21 protein-coding genes and 1 tRNA gene are annotated in these 17,491 nt (G+C 65.6%); 6 read left to right on the forward strand and 16 right to left on the reverse strand.

Going from position 1 to position 17,491, the window contains the following annotated elements:
- Positions 1–23: 23 nt before the first annotated feature.
- Positions 24–617: a BA14K family protein gene (locus X733_RS159620; protein WP_023817986.1), complete on the reverse strand. Its 594-nt coding sequence runs from the start codon at positions 615–617 to the stop codon at positions 24–26.
- 157 nt (positions 618–774) lie between these two features.
- On the opposite strand from X733_RS159620, the gene X733_RS159615 reads away from it, so the two are divergent.
- A complete protein-coding gene (locus X733_RS159615; protein ID WP_023817987.1) occupies positions 775–1,887 on the forward strand; it encodes an endonuclease/exonuclease/phosphatase family protein in 1,113 nt (370 codons plus the stop codon).
- Between the two features lie 5 nt (positions 1,888–1,892).
- A complete protein-coding gene (locus X733_RS159610; protein ID WP_023817988.1) occupies positions 1,893–2,612 on the forward strand; it encodes a hypothetical protein in 720 nt (239 codons plus the stop codon).
- Here the strand turns inward: X733_RS159610 and X733_RS159605 are convergent.
- The 4 genes from X733_RS159605 to X733_RS159590 form a co-directional block, all read right to left on the reverse strand.
- Positions 2,609–2,851 (reverse strand): hypothetical protein, encoded by a 243-nt coding sequence (locus X733_RS159605; RefSeq protein WP_023817989.1) that lies wholly within the window; start codon positions 2,849–2,851, stop codon positions 2,609–2,611. The two genes, X733_RS159610 and X733_RS159605, sit on opposite strands and share 4 nt — an antisense overlap.
- A 129-nt stretch (positions 2,852–2,980) precedes the next feature.
- Positions 2,981–4,198 (reverse strand): ABC transporter permease, encoded by a 1,218-nt coding sequence (locus X733_RS159600; protein ID WP_023685173.1) that lies wholly within the window; start codon positions 4,196–4,198, stop codon positions 2,981–2,983.
- Positions 4,195–4,899: an ABC transporter ATP-binding protein gene (locus X733_RS159595; protein WP_023685174.1), complete on the reverse strand. Its 705-nt coding sequence runs from the start codon at positions 4,897–4,899 to the stop codon at positions 4,195–4,197. The genes X733_RS159600 and X733_RS159595 overlap by 4 nt, the downstream gene beginning before the upstream one ends.
- 4 nt (positions 4,900–4,903) lie before the next feature.
- A complete protein-coding gene (locus tag X733_RS159590) occupies positions 4,904–6,190 on the reverse strand; it encodes an efflux RND transporter periplasmic adaptor subunit (protein ID WP_023741650.1) in 1,287 nt (428 codons plus the stop codon).
- A 112-nt stretch (positions 6,191–6,302) separates the two neighbouring features.
- Between X733_RS159590 and X733_RS159585 the strand changes: the two genes are divergently transcribed.
- The 3 genes from X733_RS159585 to X733_RS1000000170485 all read left to right on the forward strand — a co-directional run bounded on the left by X733_RS159585 (position 6,303) and on the right by X733_RS1000000170485 (position 7,578).
- On the forward strand, positions 6,303–7,211 hold the full coding sequence (locus X733_RS159585; RefSeq protein ID WP_023741649.1) for a PhzF family phenazine biosynthesis protein: 909 nt from the start codon (positions 6,303–6,305) through the stop codon (positions 7,209–7,211).
- A gap of 106 nt (positions 7,212–7,317) precedes the next feature.
- Positions 7,318–7,393, forward strand: a tRNA-Lys gene (locus tag X733_RS159580).
- 32 nt (positions 7,394–7,425) lie between these two features.
- Complete coding sequence (locus X733_RS1000000170485; protein WP_023817990.1) at positions 7,426–7,578, forward strand: hypothetical protein; 153 nt, start codon at positions 7,426–7,428, stop codon at positions 7,576–7,578.
- Here X733_RS1000000170485 and X733_RS1000000169405 read toward each other — a convergent pair.
- The 8 genes from X733_RS1000000169405 to X733_RS159545 all read right to left on the reverse strand — a co-directional run bounded on the left by X733_RS1000000169405 (position 7,571) and on the right by X733_RS159545 (position 14,382).
- On the reverse strand, positions 7,571–7,843 hold the full coding sequence (locus X733_RS1000000169405) for a hypothetical protein (RefSeq protein WP_155924157.1): 273 nt from the start codon (positions 7,841–7,843) through the stop codon (positions 7,571–7,573). The genes X733_RS1000000170485 and X733_RS1000000169405 overlap by 8 nt on opposite strands.
- Before the next feature lie 250 nt (positions 7,844–8,093).
- A complete protein-coding gene (cobT, locus tag X733_RS159575) occupies positions 8,094–9,104 on the reverse strand; it encodes a nicotinate-nucleotide--dimethylbenzimidazole phosphoribosyltransferase (RefSeq protein ID WP_023817991.1) in 1,011 nt (336 codons plus the stop codon).
- 24 nt (positions 9,105–9,128) lie between these two features.
- Positions 9,129–9,896, reverse strand: a complete 768-nt coding sequence (cobS, locus tag X733_RS159570; protein WP_023817992.1) for an adenosylcobinamide-GDP ribazoletransferase — start codon at positions 9,894–9,896, stop codon at positions 9,129–9,131.
- Entirely contained in the window at positions 9,893–11,206 is a 1,314-nt protein-coding gene (locus X733_RS159565) for a cobyrinate a,c-diamide synthase (RefSeq protein WP_023817993.1), read from the reverse strand. The genes cobS and X733_RS159565 overlap by 4 nt, the downstream gene beginning before the upstream one ends.
- Complete coding sequence (cobA, locus tag X733_RS159560) at positions 11,203–12,015, reverse strand: uroporphyrinogen-III C-methyltransferase (protein WP_023744660.1); 813 nt, start codon at positions 12,013–12,015, stop codon at positions 11,203–11,205. Before cobA ends, X733_RS159565 begins: the two co-directional genes overlap by 4 nt.
- A complete protein-coding gene (cobM, locus tag X733_RS159555) occupies positions 12,012–12,776 on the reverse strand; it encodes a precorrin-4 C(11)-methyltransferase (RefSeq protein ID WP_023817994.1) in 765 nt (254 codons plus the stop codon). Before cobM ends, cobA begins: the two co-directional genes overlap by 4 nt.
- Positions 12,773–13,159 carry a cobalamin biosynthesis protein gene (locus tag X733_RS159550; protein WP_023817995.1) on the reverse strand — a complete coding sequence of 129 codons (387 nt, stop codon included), beginning with the start codon at positions 13,157–13,159 and terminating at the stop codon, positions 12,773–12,775. Before X733_RS159550 ends, cobM begins: the two co-directional genes overlap by 4 nt.
- On the reverse strand, positions 13,156–14,382 hold the full coding sequence (locus tag X733_RS159545) for a bifunctional cobalt-precorrin-7 (C(5))-methyltransferase/cobalt-precorrin-6B (C(15))-methyltransferase (protein ID WP_023817996.1): 1,227 nt from the start codon (positions 14,380–14,382) through the stop codon (positions 13,156–13,158). Before X733_RS159545 ends, X733_RS159550 begins: the two co-directional genes overlap by 4 nt.
- A gap of 208 nt (positions 14,383–14,590) precedes the next feature.
- Between X733_RS159545 and X733_RS159540 the strand changes: the two genes are divergently transcribed.
- Positions 14,591–15,364: a cobalt-precorrin-6A reductase gene (locus tag X733_RS159540; RefSeq protein WP_032910958.1), complete on the forward strand. Its 774-nt coding sequence runs from the start codon at positions 14,591–14,593 to the stop codon at positions 15,362–15,364.
- On the opposite strand, the gene X733_RS159535 is transcribed toward X733_RS159540, so the two are convergent.
- From X733_RS159535 to X733_RS159525, 3 genes are read right to left on the reverse strand one after another with little or no spacing between them, the layout of a single operon-like run.
- Positions 15,328–16,092, reverse strand: coding sequence for a precorrin-3B C(17)-methyltransferase (locus X733_RS159535; protein WP_023817998.1), 765 nt, complete (start codon positions 16,090–16,092; stop codon positions 15,328–15,330). The genes X733_RS159540 and X733_RS159535 overlap by 37 nt on opposite strands.
- Positions 16,089–16,862 carry a precorrin-2 C(20)-methyltransferase gene (locus X733_RS159530; protein WP_031193089.1) on the reverse strand — a complete coding sequence of 258 codons (774 nt, stop codon included), beginning with the start codon at positions 16,860–16,862 and terminating at the stop codon, positions 16,089–16,091. Before X733_RS159530 ends, X733_RS159535 begins: the two co-directional genes overlap by 4 nt.
- Positions 16,859–17,491 (reverse strand): precorrin-8X methylmutase, encoded by a 633-nt coding sequence (locus X733_RS159525; RefSeq protein WP_023818000.1) that lies wholly within the window; start codon positions 17,489–17,491, stop codon positions 16,859–16,861. Before X733_RS159525 ends, X733_RS159530 begins: the two co-directional genes overlap by 4 nt.

Genomic DNA, 17,491 nt, shown 5'->3' on the forward strand with positions numbered 1-17,491 from the left:
CGTCGTGTATTGTCGTTTATAGTTCAGCTGTAGGGCGACCAGCATTGCTGGCGCGGGCCACCATAGGGCTGGAACGTGTTGTCCCAGGCCCGGTAGGACCGATAGCGGTCGTAGCACCACTGGACATGGGCGCTGGACAGACGCTGCGTGCGGTAATAGCGGCGGGGCGCCGGCTGCACGTAATAGCCGTCATTGTAATAGCCGTTGTTGTAGTAGCCGTTGTTGTAGATGCTGCCGAGGCCGAGACCCAGGCCGAGGCCGAGAACTGCTGCGGCGCCGCTGTCAAAATCACGGCCGCGATGGTGACGGTGATGGCGCCAGCGCCAGTTGTCGCCGCCGTTCCAGTTGCCGCCATTCCAGTTGCCGTTGTTCCAGTTGCCTGACCGGGCAAAGTGACGGCCGTCGTGGCGGCGCCACTGCCAATCGTTGAAGGAGCGGCGGTCATTGCCGCCCGCCCAGCTGTCGCGAACCGGTGTGATGTCAGACAATGCGGTGCTTGCCGGCACCGACAAGTCCGGCTGCAGGATCGGGCCGGCGGCGGATGGCGCCGTGAGACCCGAGAAAAGACCGAGCGCTAACAGCCCGGATTTGACTGTGGACGAAAAGAGCGAGCTCATTGCACTCTCCAAGTGATACAGGCCCCACGCCCGGATACCCCAGGGAAGTGGCCTATTGATGGACCTTGGCGTCTGAACGGAGGATGAACGGAAAGGTTCCATCAGCCATGACGAGCAGCCCTTGTTTTCATGGGCGCTTGCAGGCAAAGGTCAGCCCATGTCGCTGCGCCTCGCCACTTTCAATGTCGAAAACCTGATGAACAGGTTCGATTTCTCGGGCTTCCGCAACCAGCTCAACGAAGACCGCACGCTGGCGCTTTTCGACATCCAGAGCGAAGCCGAATACCGGATGCTGGAGCAGGCGCGCGCCATCGCACAGTCCGACGATACGCGCCAGTTGACCGCGCTCGCCATCGCCGCCACCCGCGCCGACATCATCTGCATGCAGGAGGTTGACAACATCGAGGCGCTGAAGGCGTTCGAGTATGGCTATCTCTTCAAGATGGTGGGCGAGGGTTACCGGCAGAAATACACCACCGCCGGCAATGATTCGCGCGGCATCGACGTTGCCCTGATGATGCGCAACGAGACAGCGCAAGGTCAGCCGATCGAATTCGTGCGCATGACCAGCCATGCCTATGTCACGTTCGAGCAGTTCGGATTGCACACGCCTGAACTCGAGGCGCTCGGCAACCTGGCCAATGAACGCATCTTCCGGCGCGATTGCCTGGAGGTCGACATCAAGGTCGGCGGCGTGCCGCTGACGCTTTACCTCGTCCATTTCAAATCGATGGGCTCGCCGCGCAATGGGCTCGACGGCCGCGAGGCGACGATGCCGGTGCGCATCGCCGAGGCGCAAGCCGTGCGCCGCATCATCGAGGAGCGCTTCGGCAAAGAGCACGCAGCCGATAAAAACTGGGCGATCTGCGGCGACATGAACGACTACCGCCAGCGGGTGAAGATCGAGGGCGACGCTGTCGACGGCTACCGCTTCCAGGTGATCGACGAGAGCCAGTCCTGTATCGATGTGCTCACCGCCGGCGGGTTTTGCGAGAATGTCGTCGAACGCCGGCCGGAGATGGACCGCTGGAGTTTCTACCACACGCGCGGGCCGAAGGAGCGGCATCTGTGCCAACTCGACTACATCCTGCTGTCGAAAGGGCTGGCGGCGAAGAATGCGACGGCGGTTCCCGACATCATCCGCAACGGCCAGCCCTGGCGCACCATCTTTCCGGCCGGACAGGCGGTGGAGCGCTTTCCGCGCGCCGGCTGGGACCGGCCGAAGGCGTCGGACCATTGTCCCGTCGCAATTACCCTGGACATGGCTTGAGCACGGTGAGCTTCGACCTGCCGCGCAACGTCATCCTGCCCGTCGACGAAATCGACGTCCGGCTCGACCCCGGCCCGCATCCGTTCGAGCGCGACAACGCGCAGGCGATCACTGACAACTGGCGGCGTGAGGTTACGGCCAATCCGGCGCTGTTCGACGGCACGGTGGTGCTGCTCTCGGCGCTCGCCTGGCGCGACAACCGGATCGTCGGGCGTTGTCACGCGGTGAAGTACTCGACCTTCCTGCTGTGGCGAAAGAACCGGCAGGGGACGGGCGCCGAGCATGCCTATGGTCACGCCATGCTGGTCGCCGGCGACAACGCCCTGGTGGCGATCCGCATGGGCGCGCACACGGTCCCGGCCGGCAGTGTCTACTTCGCTGCCGGCTCGTTCGAGCCGATCGATTTTCGCGATGGCCGCGTCGATGTCGATTTCAACATGATCCGTGAAGTGCGCGAGGAGACCGGGCTTGACCTGACAGGCGCTGCGCGCGGCAAGCGCTACCATGCGCTGTCGACTTCGACCGGCACGGTCCTCTTCCGCCGCTACCACCTCGATGCGCCGGCCGACGAGATTGCGCGGCGCATCGGCGCCTTCGTCGCGACCGAGACCGAGCCGGAGATCGAGGGGCCGGTGATCATCCGCCACGCCGCCGACCTGCCGGAAGGGCTGGCACCGCATATGAAGCCGCTGGTCGAGTGGCATTTTGGCGGTGGCGGGGGCTAACGGCGCGGATTGTTCTGCGCCGCCTTGCGGTCGTTGCGGGCGGCGACGAGGAACAGGATGACGCCGATGCCCAGCAATCCACCCATGACCATGCCCATCGTCTGGCCGACGACTGCCTGAAAATCGGCGGTGACACGATCGGGATTGGCCATGCCGTAGCGGGCGAGATACCACCAAAGTCCCGCAAGGGCGCCTTCGATGATCACCATCGTCAGAATCAGCCGCGCCCTCTTGCTCATTGCCACTCCTTGACCAGATGCTTTGCTCTAAAATTAGCATCGCAGACCGGACGACAACAAGTATTGCCGATGTCGACAAGCACCCATCCTTGTGGATAGCGGTTGGTTGCGGTGGAGCTGATCTGGCGCTTATTCGTGGCGCAGCGCGTCGATCGGGTCGAGCCTGGCGCCGCGCAGCGCCGGGAAGAAGCCGAACACCATGCCGATCAGCGCCGAAAAACCGACGGCGAGCAGGATGACCGCCGGGCTCGGCGCAAACGGTATGGCCAGCGTTGCCGAGGCGAGGCCGGCCAGCGCCAGGCCGATCAGGATGCCGATAATGCCGCCGAGCAGCGACAGCACCGTCGCCTCGACCAGGAACTGGATGAGGATGTGCTTTTCATGCGCGCCGATGGCGAGCCTGATGCCGATCTCGCGGGTGCGCTCAGTGACCGAGACCAGCATGATGTTCATGATCCCGATGCCGCCGACCAGCAGGCTGACGCCCGCGACGGCGCCCAGCATGCCGGTCATGGTGGTGGTGGCGCTGGCCATGGCGTCGGCGATCTGGGTCATGTCGCGGATCGAGAAATCGTCTTCGCGGTCCGGCGTGATGCGGCGGGTGTCGCGCAAAATGTCCTCGACTCGCGGCTGCAATTCGGTGGTCGGGGTGCGGTCGTCGGCGGCGACGTAGATGTTGTCGATGTCGCGGTTGCCGGCGATGCGGCGCTGATAGGCGGCAAGCGGCATCAAGACGACATTGTCCTGGTCCTGGCCGAAGCCGGTATAGCCCTTGGGTTCGAGCAGGCCGATGATCTTGCACGAGGTGCGGTTGACGCGGATGATCTCGCCCTCGGGTTCGCCGGCGCCGAAGAATTGCTGGCGCACCGTTTCGCCGATCAGGCAGACGCCGGTGCCGGAGCGTGTTTCCGAATCCGAGAACGGGCGGCCCGACACCAGCTTCCAGTCGCGGGCGTCGAGATAGGCGCTGTCGGTGCCGGTGACGCCCGAGGTCAGGCTCTCGGTGCCGAAAATGACGCGGACTTGTTTCTGCGACGCCGGCGCAATGGCGCGCGCTCCGGTCAGGTGGGCTACGAGGGCGGCTACATCCTTGTCGGCCAGAGGCCGTACCGCCTGGTCGAGCCCGCCTGGTCCGCCGGTGCCTGCCGGGCGGCCGGAACGGACGACGAGCAGGTTCGAGCCGAGCTTGGCGATGTCCGACTTGACCTTGGCCGTGGTGCCCGAACCGATGGTCAGCATGGCGATGACGGCGGCGACACCGATGACGATGCCGAGCAGCGTCAGGAACGAGCGCAGCACATTGCGGCGGATGGAGCGCAGAGAGAGGCGGACGGTTTCCCAGATCATGACGCCAACTCCGACTTGGCCGTGTCGGACGCGACGTGGCCGTCGAGGAAGCGGATGGTGCGCTCGGCATAATCGGCGACATCGGCCTCGTGGGTGACCATGGCGATGGTCAAGCCGAGCTCCCGGTTCAGCCGCGTCAACAACTCCATGATCTCATGCGTGCGGGCGGTGTCGAGATTGCCGGTCGGCTCGTCGGCGACGAGCAGCGTCGGCCTGGTGACGATGGCGCGCGCGATCGCCACGCGCTGTTGCTGACCACCGGAGAGTTCGGCCGGCGTGTGATGTTCGCGCCCGACCAGGCCGACCTCCGCCAGCGCCTGCATGGCAAGATCGCGGCGCTCGCGGGCCGGCGCGCCGCGATAGATCAGCGGCAGCTCGACATTTTCCGCCGCCGTGGTGCGCGGCAACAGATTGTAACCCTGGAAGACGAAGCCGATATAGAGATTGCGCAGAAGCGCCCGGCGGTTGCGGTCGAGCCGCCCGGCGTCGATGCCCATGAAGGAGTAGGTTCCGGCCGTCGGCGTGTCGAGGCAACCGATGATGTTCATCGCGGTCGATTTGCCCGAACCGGACGGGCCCATGATGGCGACGAATTCGCCACGCTGGATGGCGAGGTCGACGCCGGCCAGCGCATGGACCTTGGCTTCGCCCTGGCCATAGCTCTTCCAGACCGTGTCGAAACCGATGAGGCCCGCGGCCATGGCGTCAGCTCCGCAGCTGCGAGGTCGTGATAACCTCTGCACCTTCATCCAGCCCGGAGGTGATCTCGGTCAGTTCGCCGTCGGTGGAGCCGATCTTGACGTTGACCGGGTGCGGCCGGCCGTTCTCCAGCACATAGAGCGTGCGTGAGCCGTCGGTGGGCGCCTTCACCGGCTGGCGGCGGTTGCCGCCACGGCTCATGCGGCCGGTGAACAGATCGCTGAGGCTCCACGCGCGCGCGGCCTGCTGCGCCGGGCGGTAGCGGAAAGCGGTGGACGGCACGGTGAGCACGCTCTTGGCCTGCCTGGTGACGACCGAAACCGTGGCGGTCATGCCGGGCCGCAGCAAAAGCTCGTTATTGTCGACTTCCAACCGTGCATTGTAGGTGACGACGCCGTCGGTGGTGACCGAGGCGTAGGAGATGTCGCGGATCTCGGCGTCGAACGGCCGCTCCGGAAAGGCATCGACGGTGAAGCGTGCATGCTGGCCTGGTTTGACCGCGCCGATATCGGCCTCGTCGACCGCCGCCACCAATTCCATGTTCCTCAAATCGGCGGCGATGATGAACAGAACCGGCGCCTGCAGCGAGGAGGCGACCGTCTGGCCGGGGTCGACGGAACGCGTCAAGACGATGCCGTCAATCGGCGCATAGATGGTGCTCTTGGCAAGGTCGGTCTGCTGCGCCTTGAGATCGGCCTGGGCGATGGCGAGATTGGCCTGCGCACTATCGAGCGCCGCCTTGGAGCGGTCGCGCGTGGCAGTCGCCGCCTCGAGCGACTGATCGGTCGCCATGCCACGCCTGGTCAGTTCGGCCGCGCGGGTGAGGGCGCTTTCGTTCTCCTTCAGGGTTACCGTGGCGTCCTCGACATTGGCGGCAGCGGCCTTGGCCGAGGCTTCGGCGCGTTCGATCTGGACCTCGAGTTTCACCGTGTCGAGCGTCGCCAGCACGTCGCCCTTCTTGACCTGCTGGTTCTCTTCGGCCGAGACCGAGCGGATGATACCGGACAGCTCGCTTGAAATGTCGACCTGGGTGAGGGGCTGCAGCGTGCCGGTCGCCGAAACCGCGACGGTGAGGTCGGCAATGGTAGCCGGCGTGGTGGTGTAGTCGATCTTGGCCGGGGAGCCGGCAAACCATTGGTAGCCAGCCAACCCGGCGGCAAGTGCGATCAGCGCCAGCAGCGCGTAGAGCCAGCCCCGGCGGCGCGTCTTGCGCACGCCGCTCTGATCAAGCCCGAGCGCCGCCTCGATGGCGGAATCCGATTCCGTCTTTGGCAGATTGACAAGCTGGTCCACGCCGGACCCCTATGAAAGCGTAATGTCCCTATAGGTGGACAGATCAGGCTTGGTGGTTCGAATATCAAATTAAATTTCGGCCATGTTCGGATTGAGGCGGAAGGTTTCCAAGATGCAGATGCGCAATTACTTGCTTTACGATGTGTTTACGACGGAACGGCTGGCCGGCAATCCGCTGGCCGTCGTGCTCGACAGCCAAGGGCTGGATACAGCCGCCATGCAGGCCATTGCGCGCGAGTTCAACCTGTCCGAATCGGTCTTCGTACTGCCGCCGGACAATCCAAAACATCGCAACCGCATCCGCATTTTCACGCCCGACTATGAGATGCCGTTCGCCGGACATCCGACAGTTGGCGCCGCGATCGCGCTGGCCGAACTGACAGGCGAGGGCGAAGCCGGCATCTTCGTGCTGGAGGAGAATATCGGCCCGGTGCGCTGCGCCGTCAGCCGGCACGATGGCGCCACCTTTGCCGAGTTCGACATGGCGAAGCTGCCGGAGCCGCTGAAGCTCGATGCCGACCCGGAGGCGATCGGCGCCGCCCTCGGGCTGGCGCCGCACGAGATCGGCTTCGAGAATCACCTGGTGTCGTTCTGGTCGGCAGGCGTGCCTTACGTCACCATTCCGGTTGCCAATCTGGAGGCTGCCGGCCGGATCAAGCTCGACAACCAGGCCTGGTCGGAACTGGCGCCGCGCAAGAGCGAATGGGCCTTCGCCAGCCCGTATGTCTATTGCCGCCAGACGGTGAACCATGACAGCGCCTTCCATGTCCGCATGATCGTGCCGGGCACGCCGTCCTATGAAGACCCGGCGACCGGGTCGGCGGCGGCGGCCTTTGCCGGCGCCATCATGCATTTCGATGCGCCCACCGACGGCATTTCGCAGCTGTGGATCGAGCAGGGGCTGGAGATGGGCCGCCCGTCACGTATCCGCTTGGAACTCACTGTCGAAGGCGGAAAACTGGCCTCCGCGCGCATCGGCGGCCATGCCATCAAGGTGGCGGAAGGCAGGCTGTTCGTGTGACCGCCTGCGGCAGTTCAGCGATTTGTCGGGAAATGATTCCGGCAGGGCTGGACAGGACCGGTATCGGCGGCTATATGCCCGCCAACGCCGGTTTTACCGGTCGAGTGGGTGCGTAGCTCAGTTGGTAGAGCAGCTGACTCTTAATCAGCGGGTCCACAGTTCAATCCTGTGCGCACCCACCAAATTTCTAGAAAAGTTGGTGGAAGACCTTGGAATGCCGGACGCGTTGACGCGCCTCGACATGCCTCAATCATGGGGCAGGTTTGCCGTAAACTCGGCGGCCGGTAAGCCGGTGCGCTATTTGGCGAAGGAGGGAAGGCCGCGCTGGATTAAGAAAGGCCCGGAAGCCGAAGCCGCCATCAATTAAAGCCAGTTTGAAACCACGGACTGGTGTCATACCCTAAGCGCGGATTATAATGATCCAGGAAGTTTTCGGCCCTATTTGACGGTCGCGCAAACACGGTGCCTGTCGATTTGCAATCCGGTTTCGCGGTCGGCTTGCTGCCAGCCTTCTTATGAGCTGTAGAACACGAGGTTGTAGCCTGAGCGGTGGCCACCTTTTTCTTCTCTTTCGCAACAGCTGCTCCGGTAGCGGCCAATACTATTGCTACGCCAAAGACAACGAGTTTCATTGAAAACGCCCTCACCCTGCACAATCCGTAATGATTGCGCCTGGTCACCGTTACGTCAATCACATTTTGTCGGCAACGGCGGCGAATAGTGCCAGTAAAAAGAGCCCACCACAGAAGCAGCGGGCCAACCCCCAGGTGGGGAATCTTTCAGCGGCCGTGCTGTTCGAGCCACCAGCCCGGAATGCCAGTGATCGGCCCGACGATGGTCAGTGAAGGTTCGGGCCGGCGCCCTCCCGTCAAATCGCTCTAGCTACTTCTCCGAAACACCAGCCTCGGCAAAGCTCGCCATGCCCGTGTGGCACTCCAGCGCCGAGCGGACGATGTTGACGGCTAGGCAGGCGCCGGAGCCTTCGCCGAGCCGCATGCCGAGGTCGAGCAGCGGCGGCAGGCCGAGCGCTTCGAGCAGGCGGCGGTGGCCGGATTCGGCCGAGACATGGGCGGCGATGGTGTGGGCGAGGCCAGACGGGTGCAGCCGCGCCAAGGGCGCTGCCGCGGCCGTGCAGACGAAGCCATCGAGCAGCACCGGGACATTGTTGCGGCGGGNGGCGAGCGTGGCGCCGAAGGTGGCGGCGAGTTCTCGTCCGCCAAGGGCGGCGGCGATCTTCAGCGGGTCGGACAGCGCGTCGGCATGGCGCTTGAGGCCGGATTCAATGGCGATGACCTTGCGCTTCAGCCCGGCATCGTCGACGCCGGTGCCGCGCCCGGTCCATTTTTCAGCGCCGCCGCCGAACAGGGCGGTCGAGATGGCGGCCGCCGGCGTGGTGTTGCCGATGCCCATCTCGCCGAAACAGACGAGGTCGAGGTCTTTCGTCACCGCGTCATAGCCAGCCGAGACGGCGGCGAGGAAGTTTTTTTCGTCCATTGCCGGCACGTCAGTGAAGTCGCCGGTCGGATGATCGAGATCGAGCGGGATGACGTCGAGTTCCGCGCCGGCGATGCGGGCAAGCTGGTTGATGGCGGCGCCGCCGCCGGCGAAATTCGCCACCATCTGCACCGTCACTTCCGAGGGAAAGGCTGAAACGCCTTGCGCCGTCACACCGTGGTTGCCGGCGAACACGAAGACTTTGACGCGGTCCAGTTTCGGCATGTCGCGACCCTGCCAGCGCGCCAGCCAGGCGGCGAGAGTTTCCAGCCGGCCCAGGCTGCCTTGAGGCTTGGTCAGCGTGTCCTGGCGGCGGGCGACGGCGTTGGCGGCGGTATCGCTGCCGGCAGGCAGATCGAGACAGGCGGCGCGCAGTTCGTCGAATGATTTGAATGGCATGGGGAAGGAATCTCCGGGGAAGAATCAGGACAGGGAAATGGAAGCGACGAGCAGGACAGTGATCTCGCCCAACTGCTGCAGGGCGCCGATCGTGTCACCGGTGTGGCCGCCAATCTGGTTGAGGCAGAGCGCGCGCAAGGCGCTGAACACGAGAGCGAGCAGGATCAGTGCGGCAAAGGCGCCGCCGAGCCCCAGAGTCAGAAGCGGGATGGCCCCGAGCACGGCGCCGAGAACAGTTGTCTGGGTCGAGACGGTCCCGGCGCCGGCAGACAGGCCGTCACTGCGCGCCGCCGGCGCCAGATGCATGAACGCGCCGAGCAGGCCTCGCGAGGCGGCATGGGCGGCGATCAGCGCGAAGAGAACGCTTGTCGGATCGGCCAGTTGCGACAGCGCGCTCCAGCGAATGAGCATCGACAGGCCAAGCGCCGAAGCGCCATAGGCGCCGATACGGCTGTCGCGCATGATCTCGAGTTTTTTATCGCGCGTCTTGCCGCCGCCAAAGCCATCTGCGACATCCGACAGCCCATCCTCATGCAGGCAGCCGGTGGCGAGCAGGGTTGCTGCAAGCGCAAGTGCGGCCGCCGGCCCAGCGGCGAGACCGAGCTTTACCCCGATGGCGTAGACGACGGCGCCGACCAAAGCGACCGCGAGGCCGGCGGCAGGCGCCGCCCAGATCGCATCGGCCAGGCTGCGGCCACGAAAGTCGAAGACCGGCAGCGGCAGCCGGGTGAAGAAGACGAGGCAAAGCGCGATGTCGTCGAACGCTTGCCGGGGCGAGGGCACGGAGGTCATGCACCCCTCGCAATGGCGTGGAAGAAGGTGCCGCTGACATGGCCGCGGCGATAGCCGGAGGCGCCGAGCGGATTGCCCTGACCGTCGGCGAGATCGGCCAATGGCTCGTCATTGCCGGTCGCAATCATCTGCGCATAGTGGAATTCATGGCCACGGATCAGCGCGCCTTGCGGCCCCAGCGGACAGGCGACGCGCAGGCGTGCCTCGCGGTAGCCGAGGTTCATCTTGCGCTTGGCAAAGCTGGTGGAATGGCCGAGCAGGCCAAGCATGGCGTGCGTCTCGCCGGCCGCGTCCTCCAGCGCTTGGCCCAGCACCATGAAGCCGCCGCACTCGCCATGGATCGGCTTGGTCTCGGCAAACCTGGCCATGCCAGCTCGGAAATTGGTCGCCGCCGCGAGGCTGCCGGAGTGGAGCTCGGGATAGCCGCCGGGCAGCCAGCAGACATCGCAATCCTGCGCCGGTGCTTCGTCGGCGAGCGGCGAGAACGGCACGATCTCGGCGCCGGCCTGACGCCAGTGGGCGGCGACGTGCGGATAGAGGAAGGTGAAAGCGGCATCTTCGGCGAGTGCGATGCGCTGGCCGGGCGGCTGCAAGGCATTTTCGAAACTGCCCGGTGACGGCGAAAACGGCGCGGCCAGCGCCATGATGGCGTCAAGGTCGAGGGATTTCTCGACCATGTCGGCGAGGCGGTCGAGATGCGTCATCAGGTCGGCATATTCGCCGGCCTGGACGAGGCCGAGATGGCGCTCCGGCAAATTGAGCGTGGGATCGCGCAGGATGGCGCCGACGACCGGCAGGCCGAGCGTTTCGATCGCCTCGCTGCACAGCTTGCGGTGGCGCTCGCTGCCGAGACGGTTGAGCACGATTCCGGCCATGCGCACATCCGGGTCGTAGGTGGCAAATCCCTTCGCGACGGCGGCCGCCGTCGTCGACTGTCCCGAGACGTCGAGCACCAAAAGCACCGGCAGGTGGTAGAGCCGCGCCAGATCGGCGGCCGAGCCGGTGCGGCCTTGTCCGGCCGGGATGCCGTCGAACAGGCCCATGGCGCTTTCGAGGAAGATAAAATCGGCGTCCTCGGTGGCATTGCCGGCCAACGCGTTGAGCAGGTCAGGCGACATCGCCCAGCTGTCCAGGTTGACGCCGGACAGGCCAGTGGCGGCGGTATGAAAACCCGGATCGATATAGTCGGGGCCGGACTTGGCGCCGCGCACCTTGATGCCGCGCCGGGCGAGCGCGCGCAAAATGCCGATGGTGACGCTGGTCTTGCCGGAGCCGGAACGCGGCGCGCCGATGATGATGGCGCGGGTCATGCGTTACCCGCCAGTGCTGCGCGCATGGCGACGATGCCGCCGACGACAATGAGGGCCGGCGAGGCCAATTCCGCCGCGGCGGCCGCTTCGGAAATGGTGGCGAGTGTCGCGACGACGGTCCGCTCCTGCGGTGTCGTCGCCGAGACGATGACAGCCGCCGGCGTCGACGGCGCCAGCCCGCCTTCGAGCAGCGACGCGGCGATAACAGGCAGATTGGCCATGCCCATATAGATGACCACCGGCTGGCCGGTGCGGGCGATCGCGCCCCAGTCGAGATCGTCATCTGTGCCGGCGGCATGACCTGTCGCCAGGATGATCGCCTTGTTGATGCCGCGCATGGTTGCGGGAATGCCGGTGGCGGCCAGCGCGCTCAGCCCCGATGTCAGGCCGGGCATGACGCGGAAAGGGATTTTTTCGCGCGCCAGCGCCAGCGCCTCTTCGCCGCCGCGGCCGAAAATATAGGGATCGCCGCCCTTCAGCCGGACGACGCGGCGGCCCTCGCGTGCCAGCCGCACCAGCAAAGCGGTGATATCGTCCTGCCTCATGGACGGTTTGCCGCCGCGTTTTCCTGCAAAGAACAGCTGGGCATTGTCCGCAACGGCGACAACGTCAGAGGAGACCAGCGCGTCATAGACCACAGCGTCGGCCTCGGCCAATGCCGCCAGCACTTCCAGCGTCAGGCAGCCGGGATCGCCGGGGCCGGCGCCGGCCAGCCAGACATGGCCCGGCTCAAGCCGGCGCGGCTTGAAGTTCAGCCGGGCAAGGGCCTGTTCGAGCGTGGTGTTTTCGCTTTTGGTCTTGCCGCTCACAATCCGTCCCGTCCCCGGAAACGCCGCTGGTAGTGGGCGTCGTACAATGAACTCTCGCCAAAACCTTCCGCTGCCAGCGAGCGGCCGACGAAGATGATCGCCGTGCGCTCCATCGGGTCGGCGGCGAGCAGTGCCTCGATCGTGGCGAGCGTGCCGGTCAGCACGCGCTCGTCCGGCCATGAAGCGCGAAAGACGATCGCCACCGGGCAATCGCCGCCATAATGCGGCGACAATTCGGCGACGACTCGGTCGATGGCGTGGATGGCGAGATGAATGGCCAGTGTGGCGCCGGTGCGACCGAAGCCGGCCAGCGTTTCGCCCGGCGGCATTTTCGAGGCGCGGCCGGAGACGCGGGTCAGCACCAGGCTTTGCGCCACCTCGGGAATGGTCAGTTCGCGGCGAAGGGCTGCGGCTGCGGCGGCGAAAGAGGGAACGCCCGGCGTCAGCGTGTAAGGAATGCCGTGTTTTTCCAGCCGGCGGATCTGCTCGGCCACGGCGCTCCACACCGAGAGGTCGCCGGAATGCAGGCGGGCGACATCGTGGCCGGCCTGGTGGGCTGTCACATATTCGACCTCGATTTCGTCGAGTGACATCGGCGCCGTATCGAGCAGTTTGGTCCCCGGTGCGCAGTGTTGCAGCAATTCCGGCGCGACGATCGAGCCGGCATGCAGACAGACCGGGCAGCTTGCCAGCAGCTTGGCGCCGCGCAGTGTGATGAGGTCGGCGGCGCCGGGACCGGCGCCGATGAAATGCACGGTCATGGCGCGTCTCCGCTGATGGCGATGGCGCAGGTGACCGGGTCGAGCACGGTGCGTGGAGCAAGCAGCTTTGCACCGGGGCCGGCAACGGCAAGGGCGGAGGCTTCTGAGACGGAGGGTGTGCCGGCGAGATCCTGCGAGAGATCGGATTTGCTGAGTGCCTCCGACGAGACGGCCTGAAGTGCTGCGTCATCAACGATGATGACGGGAAGGTTGAGCGTGCGGCCAGCGGCAGAGATCGCTTCTTCGTCTTTCTTGAGCGCGGCGGTCGCCAAGGCCGACAGCGCCGTTATCGCCAGCCCGTGCGCTTCGAGGGCGGTTTCGATCGCCGCGAGCACGTCTTCGACGCTCACGCCCTTCCGGCTGCCGATGCCCGCCACCATCATGGCTTCACCCAGCTCCACTGGGTGACCGGCATGGCCGGGCGCCAGGCCTGCATCGAACCGACAGTAGAAGCGCGGGAAATGGTGATGCGGGTAAGGTCGCCGCCGCGCTTGATGTGCTCCGCGAGAAGCAGCGCCTCCATCTCCAGCGTCACCGCATTGGCAACGAGACGGCCACGAGATGGCAGCGCCTTGATGGCGGCGTTCAGTACGCCGGCGTCGCTGCCACCTCCGCCGATGAAGATCGCATCCGGCGTGTCCAGCCCGGCCAGTGCCTTGGGCGCCGACCCTTCCACCACGACAAGACCGGGCACGCCGCAATGCGCGGCGTTGCGGACGATGCGGGCGGCGCGGTCGCTGTTGGCCTCGATGGCGATGGCGCGCATCGAGGGGTGAGCGAGCATCCATTCGATGCCGATGGAGCCGGAACCGGCGCCGATGTCCCACAGCAATTCGCCACGCCTCGGCGCCAGCGCCGCAAGCGTGATGGCGCGGATGTCGTGCTTGGTGATCTGGCCGTCGTGCTCGAACAGATGGTCGGCGCGGCCAACGGTCAGCGGCAGGATGCGGGCCTCTTGTGTCGATTCAAGCTCAAGCGCCAGCACGTTGAGCGGATTGATGTCTCTGAGATCGAAAGCGTCGGCACGTGCCAAGCGAAGCTTCTCGTTCGGTCCGCCCAGCGCTTCCAGAACGGTCAGCCGCGAACCGCCGAAGTCGAGCTCTGCGAGCAGGCGCGCTATTGTCGCTGGTGCGTCGCCGTCCGATGTCAGCGCCAGGATGCGCGCCCTGGGATGCAGCAGCGGCCGGATCAGATCGAGTGGGCGGCCATGCAGCGAGATCACTTCGATGTCCTGCAACGCCCAGCCGAGCCGTGCGGCGGCCAGCGAAGTCGCTGACGGCGCGGGGATAACATGCATTTGCCCAGGCTTCACCTTGCGGGCAAGCGTAGCGCCGACACCATGGAAGAACGGATCGCCGGAGGCGAGCACGCAGACCTGCCGGCCGGCCAGCGCCAGCACGTCTGCCATGCCGGCATCGAAAGGAACCGGCCAGGCGCGCGCCTCGCCCTTGGCCAGGGAGGCCACCAGCGCCAGATGCCGCTTGCCGCCGAAGACGAATTCGGCTTGCGCGATCAGCCGCTTGGCCTCGTCGCCGAGACCCGCTAAACCGTCCTCGCCGATGCCGACGATTGTAAGCCATTTTGGCGTGGGCTGTTTTTTTGACATGTCGCGCCGCCCCTCATCCGCCTGAGGCGTTCGTCGTTCGAAAAGTCAAGCAATTGACTTTTCGTCTGCCAGCCAGACCACTCCTCACCTCCCCGTGTAGTGACGGGGAGAAGGGAGAAGCTCCGGCGCTGACGCCTCCCTCTCCCCGTTCTTCACGGGGAGAGGGTAGGGGTGAGGGGCAGCGCCGACGCTGTTCAACATGGTGCTCATGAAGAAGATTCTGATCCTTGGCGGCACGACAGAAGCGCGCCAATTGGCCGAAAAACTGGTGGAAGATTTCCGTGTCACCCTGTCGCTGGCCGGCCGCACCGAAAGCCCGGTCGCGCAAGGCGTGCCGGTGCGCAGCGGCGGATTTGGCGGCGCCGACGGGCTGGCCGCCTATCTCAGGGAGGCGGGCATCGACCTGCTGATCGACGCCACACATCCCTATGCGGCGCAGATATCCGCCAATGCGGCGCAAGCCTCGCGCCTGACCGGTGTGCCGATCCTGGCGCTGCGCCGTCCCGGCTGGAAGCCTGTCGACGGCGACCGCTGGACGCAGGTCGATACGACAGGCGATGCGGTGCACGCGCTTGGATCGACGCCGCGCCGCGCCTTCCTGGCGCTCGGCCGGCAAGAGGTCGCGGCTTTCGAGGCGGCGCCGCAGCATCACTACGTCATCCGCAGCGTCGATCGGGTCGAGCCGAAACTGGCGGTGCCAGATGCGACCTACCTTCTGGCGCGCGGGCCATTCCGCGAGGCGGATGAACGCGCACTGCTCGAGGAGCACCGCATCGATGTCGTCGTATCCAAGAACAGCGGCGGTGAGGCCACCTACGGCAAGATCGCCGCGGCGCGGGCGCTCGGTATCGAGGTGGTGATGGTGCGCAGGCCCTTCCTGCCGGAGGTGCCTTCGACCGAGACCGTCGATGAACTCGCCGCTCTTGTTGATAAATTTTGGGTCGATCATTTGCTCGACCCCGTCGCGGAGCGCGGCGTGTAGACCAGCGACGGCTTGTCGCCGCGCTTGATGATGCGAGTTTCCGGCGAGCCGATGATGATGCAGGTCGCCATGTCGGCTTTTTGCGCGTCGACATCGGCCAGCAAAAAGACCTCGATGCGCTCGTCCGGGCGGCCGGCGGCGCGGCCGAAGATGACCGGCGTGGTGCCGGGCAGGATGGCGCGCAGGCATTCGAAGGCGCGGCCGAGCTGCCAAGGGCGCGCCTTGCTGATCGGATTGTAGAGCGCGATGACGAAGCCGGCGCCGGCCGCCGCCAAAAGGCGCAGCTCGATCAGATCCCACGGTTTGAGATTGTCGGACAGCGAGATGGCGCAGAAATCATGGCCGAGCGGCGCGCCGATGCGGGCGGCAACCGCCAGCATGGCGGTGACGCCGGGCACGACAGTGACATCGACGGTGCGCCATTCGGCCGGGCCGGCCTCGATCGCCTCGCAGACGGCGGCCGCCATGGCGAACACGCCGGGATCGCCGCCGGAGACGACGGCGACATCATGGCCGTCCGCCGCCTTTACCAGCGCGTCCTTGGAGCGGGCGAGTTCCTCGCGATTGTCCGAGGCGACGCGGGTCTGGTCCGGGCGCAGCTCCAGCCGGTCGAGATAAGGCTGGTAGCCATAGAAGAACTTTGCCTCGGCGACGGCGCGGCTGGCTTGCGGCGTCACCTGATCGGCATTGCCGGGCCCAAGGCCGATGACGGTGAGCCGGCGGCTCACGGCGTGCCTCCCATAACGCCAGGCCGGCCGGACCAGCCGGCGACCAGCACGATGGCGAAATAGGGGGCCTTGTCGTCCGGCTTGTTGGCAAGCTTCATCGAGATGCTGCCGGCCATGGTGCCGCGCTCGACATAAACGGCGCGGGCGAGCTTGCCGGTGGCGTCCAGTGCCCGCCTGATCTTGGGCAGATTGCGGCCGACCTTCATGATGACGGCGGCATCCGTGTCGGCGAGACGGCGTGTCAGCTCGAACTCGCTCATCGTGCCGGGCAAAACCGTCAGCACATCGTCGCCCTGGACGATAGGCACGCCGGTCTGCGACCAGCAGCCGGACATGGCGGTGACGCCGGGGATGACCTCGGTCGGGAAGCGATGGGCGAGGCGGACATGCAGGTGCATGTAGGAGCCGTAGAACAGCGGGTCGCCTTCGGAGAGCACGGCGACCATGCGGCCGGCTTCGAGGTGTTCGGCGACCTTCTCGGCCGACTCCTCGTAGAAATCGGTGATCTGCGAACGGTAGTCGTCGTGATCCTTGTCGATCTCGGTGGTGACGGGGTAGAGCAGCGGCAGTTCCAGCATATCCGGCCGGAAGCGCGCCTCGACGATGGCGCGCGCATTGCTGTTGTTGCCGCGCTTGGCGAAGTAGGCGACGACATCGGCCTCGGCCAGAACGCGCGCGGCCTTCAGCGTCAGCAGCTCGGGGTCGCCAGGCCCCGTGCCGACGCCGACAAGACGGCCTTTTGCCAGATCTTCTTTGACGGCTGCGTTCACAGGCCGGGCCTCGCCAGCGAATTGAGCGCGGCTGCAGTCATGGCGCTGCCGCCAAGCCTGCCGCGCACGATGGCGTAGGGCACGCCATAGGAATTCTGCACCAGCGCATCCTTGGATTCGGCGGCCCCGACGAAGCCGACCGGCATGCCGATGATCGCCGCCGGCTTCGGCGCGCCGTCGCGCAATTTTTCCAGGAGATAGAACAGTGCCGTCGGCGCATTGCCTATGGCGACCACCGAACCGGCCATACGCTCGCCCCACAGATCGATTGCCGCCGCCGAGCGGGTGTTGCCGATCTCCTTGGCAATGTCGTGCGTGCGCGGGTCGCGCAAGGTGCAGATCACCTCATTGCCGGCCGGCAGCCTGGCGCGGGTGACGCCATGCGAGACCATTTCGGCATCGCAGAAGATCGGCGCGCCGGCCGCCAAAGCGCTGCGGGCGGCGGCGACGAAATCGCTGGAGAAGACAAAATGACTTGATGCTTCGACCTGGCCGCAGGCATGGATCATGCGGATGGCGACGTCGGCTTCCGCCTCGGAGAACCGGGACAGGTCGGCCTCGGCGCGGATGATGGCGAAGGAACGTTCATAGATCGCGTTGCCGTCATGGATGTAGTCGTAGGCGGCCAT

Source organism: Mesorhizobium sp. L2C066B000 (genome assembly GCF_000502335.1).
Classification (GTDB): domain Bacteria; phylum Pseudomonadota; class Alphaproteobacteria; order Rhizobiales; family Rhizobiaceae; genus Mesorhizobium.

Bases quoted from the DNA above. Each gene is read 5' to 3' on its own strand.
- X733_RS159620 (WP_023817986.1), bottom strand. From the start codon at position 617: ATGAGCTCGCTCTTTTCGTCCACAGTCAAATCCGGGCTGTTAGCGCTC.
- X733_RS159615 (WP_023817987.1), top strand. From the start codon at position 775: ATGTCGCTGCGCCTCGCCACTTTCAATGTCGAAAACCTGATGAACAGG.
- X733_RS159605 (WP_023817989.1), bottom strand. From the start codon at position 2,851: ATGAGCAAGAGGGCGCGGCTGATTCTGACGATGGTGATCATCGAAGGC.
- X733_RS159600 (WP_023685173.1), bottom strand. From the start codon at position 4,198: ATGATCTGGGAAACCGTCCGCCTCTCTCTGCGCTCCATCCGCCGCAAT.
- X733_RS159595 (WP_023685174.1), bottom strand. From the start codon at position 4,899: ATGGCCGCGGGCCTCATCGGTTTCGACACGGTCTGGAAGAGCTATGGC.
- X733_RS159585 (WP_023741649.1), top strand. From the start codon at position 6,303: ATGCAGATGCGCAATTACTTGCTTTACGATGTGTTTACGACGGAACGG.
- X733_RS1000000170485 (WP_023817990.1), top strand. From the start codon at position 7,426: ATGCCGGACGCGTTGACGCGCCTCGACATGCCTCAATCATGGGGCAGG.
- X733_RS1000000169405 (WP_155924157.1), bottom strand. From the start codon at position 7,843: ATGAAACTCGTTGTCTTTGGCGTAGCAATAGTATTGGCCGCTACCGGA.
- cobS (WP_023817992.1), bottom strand. From the start codon at position 9,896: ATGACCTCCGTGCCCTCGCCCCGGCAAGCGTTCGACGACATCGCGCTT.
- X733_RS159565 (WP_023817993.1), bottom strand. From the start codon at position 11,206: ATGACCCGCGCCATCATCATCGGCGCGCCGCGTTCCGGCTCCGGCAAG.
- cobM (WP_023817994.1), bottom strand. From the start codon at position 12,776: ATGACCGTGCATTTCATCGGCGCCGGTCCCGGCGCCGCCGACCTCATC.
- X733_RS159550 (WP_023817995.1), bottom strand. From the start codon at position 13,159: ATGATGGTGGCGGGCATCGGCAGCCGGAAGGGCGTGAGCGTCGAAGAC.
- X733_RS159545 (WP_023817996.1), bottom strand. From the start codon at position 14,382: ATGTCAAAAAAACAGCCCACGCCAAAATGGCTTACAATCGTCGGCATC.
- X733_RS159540 (WP_032910958.1), top strand. From the start codon at position 14,591: ATGAAGAAGATTCTGATCCTTGGCGGCACGACAGAAGCGCGCCAATTG.
- X733_RS159525 (WP_023818000.1), bottom strand. From the start codon at position 17,491: ATGGCCGCCTACGACTACATCCATGACGGCAACGCGATCTATGAACGT.